Annotated in this window: 4 protein-coding genes; all 4 read right to left on the reverse strand. The window is 71.5% G+C overall.

Going from position 1 to position 3171, the window contains the following annotated elements:
• On the reverse strand, positions 1-312 hold a 312-nt coding region (locus PSH25_RS17460), incomplete at its 3' end, for a GntR family transcriptional regulator (protein WP_238660088.1).
• Positions 312-1238, reverse strand: coding sequence for a YihY/virulence factor BrkB family protein (locus PSH25_RS17465; protein WP_238660089.1), 927 nt, complete (start codon positions 1236-1238; stop codon positions 312-314). The genes PSH25_RS17465 and PSH25_RS17460, both read right to left, overlap by 1 nt.
• A 169-nt stretch (positions 1239-1407) precedes the next feature.
• A complete protein-coding gene (locus PSH25_RS17470; protein ID WP_372492806.1) occupies positions 1408-1989 on the reverse strand; it encodes a 2'-5' RNA ligase family protein in 582 nt (193 codons plus the stop codon).
• Positions 1990-2002: 13 nt separating this feature from the next.
• Complete coding sequence (trpS, locus tag PSH25_RS17475) at positions 2003-3028, reverse strand: tryptophan--tRNA ligase (protein WP_238660091.1); 1026 nt, start codon at positions 3026-3028, stop codon at positions 2003-2005.
• Positions 3029-3171: the final 143 nt, after the last annotated feature.

Raw genomic sequence — 3171 nt, forward strand, 5'->3', positions numbered from 1 at the left:
CGCCTCCGCCGCGTAGCCGGCCGCCGCGCGCTGCAACCGGTCGACGGCGTCGTCCCGCCCGGGGGCGACGAAGGTGCCGTTGCGCCCCCGGGTCTCCAGCAGCCCGGCCACCTCCAACTCCCGGTAGGCGCGGGCCACCGTGTTCGCGGCCAACCGCAGGTCGGCGGCGAGCTGCCGGACGGTCGGCAGTCGGCCGCCCACCGGCAACCGGCCGTCGCCGATCAGCTCGGCGATCTGCACGCGCACCTGCTCGTACGGGGGCACCGACGAGTCCGGGTCGACCGAGATCAGCACCTGCGCGCCCTCCGTCATCAGCCCGCACCGCCCGGCGTACCGGGATCGATGCCCTCGTCGACATCCTTCGCCGGCGCGGGAGTTTCCGCCAGGTCCACGACTCGGCCGTTGGTGCTGGTCGCGAGGAGCGCCGCGCCGAACAGCACCAGCTGGTTGAGCAGGTAGAGGTAGAGCAGCAGACCGACGGCGCCGGCCACCACCGTGTACGCCGGGTTCCGCTCGGTCCGCACCACGTAGTACCGCCCGACGGTGTTCAGCAGCGTGATACCGACCGCCACCAGCACCACCACCGGGCGCAGCCGGGACCGGCTCATCCGCAGCCGGGGCACGGCCAGCAGCAGCGCGGTGGCGAGCACGGTGTTGACCAGCACGCTGAGCACCGCGCTGATGGTGGTCAGACCGACCGAGCCGGTGCTGCGCAGCAGGAACCGCAGCAGCGACTCCAACGCGTCCACCGCCGCGACCGAGACGCCGAGCAGCACGAAGACGCCGATCATCACGCCCAGGTCGACGAGCCGCCGCACCACCAGATTGCCCGGCTGCTGGTTGAGCTGGTACATCAGCCGCTGGGAGGACCGGATCGCCTCCACCCAGCCGATCCCGGTGAAGACCAGGATCACCAGGCCGACCACCCCGACCGTGCCGCTGGAGTTGGCGATCTGCTCGGCGTCCAGGAACGGCAGATTCTCCTTGAGGAAGTCGGCCGCCGCCGCGCTGACCTCGTCGTTGTCCTCCAGGATCGCGCCGAAGATGGAGAACGCGACCAGGGCGAGGGCGAACACCGCGAAGAAGCCGTAGTAGGCGATCGCGGCGGCCAACCGACCGGCCAGCACCTCGCCGTACAGCACGCCGGCCCGCCACACATGATCGAAGAGCCCCGACCGGTGGCGCGCGGCGCTCACCCAGCGGTCGATGCCCGCCTCAATCCGGCCGATCACGTTCACGCGATCATCCTCGCCGATCTCCCACCGCTGTAGGGGCAACCGGCTCCCGATGCTCGCCGGCCGGCGCGTCGCCGCCGCATCAGGTGCCGGCGGTCCGGTTGCCGGCGCTTCAGGTGCCGGCGGTCCGGTTGCCGGCGCTTCAGGTGCCGGCGGTCCGGTTGCCGGCGCTTCAGGTGCCGAGGCAGAAGTCGCGACGCGGCTGCCACCTGGCCTGCCCGCTGTGCGAGAAGAGGGTGAACGCGTCGACCTCGAACATCGCGGAGAAGTCGGCCAGATCCTCGTACACCTTGTCCAGGGCCTCCGGTGCCACGTCCTGAGCCACGGTGACGTGCGGATGGTACGGGAAGCGGAGCTCGCGGTGCAGGCCCGGCGCCGCGGCGATGGCCGCGGCCAGCAACTCGCATTCACTGATCCCGGCGGCCACCGCGACGAACACCACCTGGGTGACCGGACGGAACGTGCCGGTGCCCCGCAGGTGCAGCGTGAACGGCAGGTGCGCGGCGGCGACGGCGGCCAGGTGCCGCTCGACCGCCGGCAGGTTGGCCGTCCGGATCTCGGTGGGACCGAGCAACGTCACGTGCGCGGGCACCGCCAGCGGATCACCGGCCTCGACCCGCCGCCGGGTGAGCTGGGCACCCCACGGCTCGGGGATGTCCACCGCGATGCCGATCTGGATGGTGTCGCCGGTCGGCGGCACCCCGCCACTGCGATCCACGCTTCGCGCCGCCCCTCCGACCACCGACCCGTCCACCTGTACCGCGGGCCTACTCGCCGCGCACGGGCGGGAAGAACCCCACCCGCTCGTACGCGGACCGCAGGGTCGTCGCGGCCACCGCACGGGCCTTCTCCGCGCCGGCCGCGAGCAGCTTGTCCAGCTGCGCCGGATCGTCGAGGTAGGCGCGGGTGCGCTCCTGGATCGGACGGACGAAGTCCGTCACCACCCCGGCCAGCTCCTTCTTCAGGTCGCCGTAGCCACGGCCCGCGTACGCGGCCACCAGCTCGTCGATGCTGCGGCCACTGAGCGCCGAGTGGATGGTCAACAGGTTGGACACACCCGGCTTGGTCTCGGCGTCGAAGACGATCTCCCGACCGGTGTCGGTCACCGCCGAACGGATCTTCTTCGCGGACCGGGCCGGGTCTTCGAGCAGGTCGATGATGCCGGCCGGCGAGGACGACGACTTCGACATCTTCGCGGTCGGGTCCTGCAGGTCGGTGATCTTGGCAGTGTCCTTGACGATGTGCGGCGCGGGCACCGTGAACGTCGCGCCGAACAACGAGTTGAACCGCTGGGCAAGATCCCGGGAGAGCTCCAGGTGCTGGCGCTGGTCCTCGCCGACCGGCACCGCGTTGGCCTGGTAGAGCAGGATGTCGGCGGCCTGCAGGACCGGATAGGTGAACAGCCCGACGCTGGCCCGCTCGTTGCCCTGCTTCTGCGACTTGTCCTTGAACTGGGTCATCCGGCTGGCCTCGCCGAAGCCGGTGATGCAGCCGAGCACCCAGGCCAACTGCGGGTGCTCGGGCACCTGCGACTGGACGAACAGGGTGCTGCGTTCCGGGTCGAGCCCGACCGCGAAGAGCTGGGCCGCGGCCACCCGGGTCCGCTGGCGCAGCAGCGCCGGGTCGTGCCCCGCGGTGATGGCGTGCAGGTCCACCACGCAGTAGAACGCGTCGTGGGTGTCCTGTAGCGCCACCCAGTGCCGCACCGCGCCCAGATAGTTGCCGAGGTGGAACGAGTCGGCTGTCGGCTGGATGCCGGAGAAGACGCGGGGCCGGGCGGGAACGTCGGACATGGCGATAATTCTGTCAGCAACCAACCCGGTCCGTCATGACGGGCCGGCGGGTCGGCTCCGGCCCGCCGGTGCCGGGGTGCTGACCTCGCGTGGTTCGCCCGCGCCGACCCGGCGCGTCGCCCCGACCGCGACCCGGCGGTGCT

Origin of the sequence: Micromonospora foliorum, from assembly GCF_022229015.1 — a bacterium.
GTDB lineage: Bacteria > Actinomycetota > Actinomycetes > Mycobacteriales > Micromonosporaceae > Micromonospora > Micromonospora foliorum.

Bases quoted from the DNA above. Each gene is read 5' to 3' on its own strand.
- trpS (WP_238660091.1), bottom strand. From the start codon at position 3,028: ATGTCCGACGTTCCCGCCCGGCCCCGCGTCTTCTCCGGCATCCAGCCG.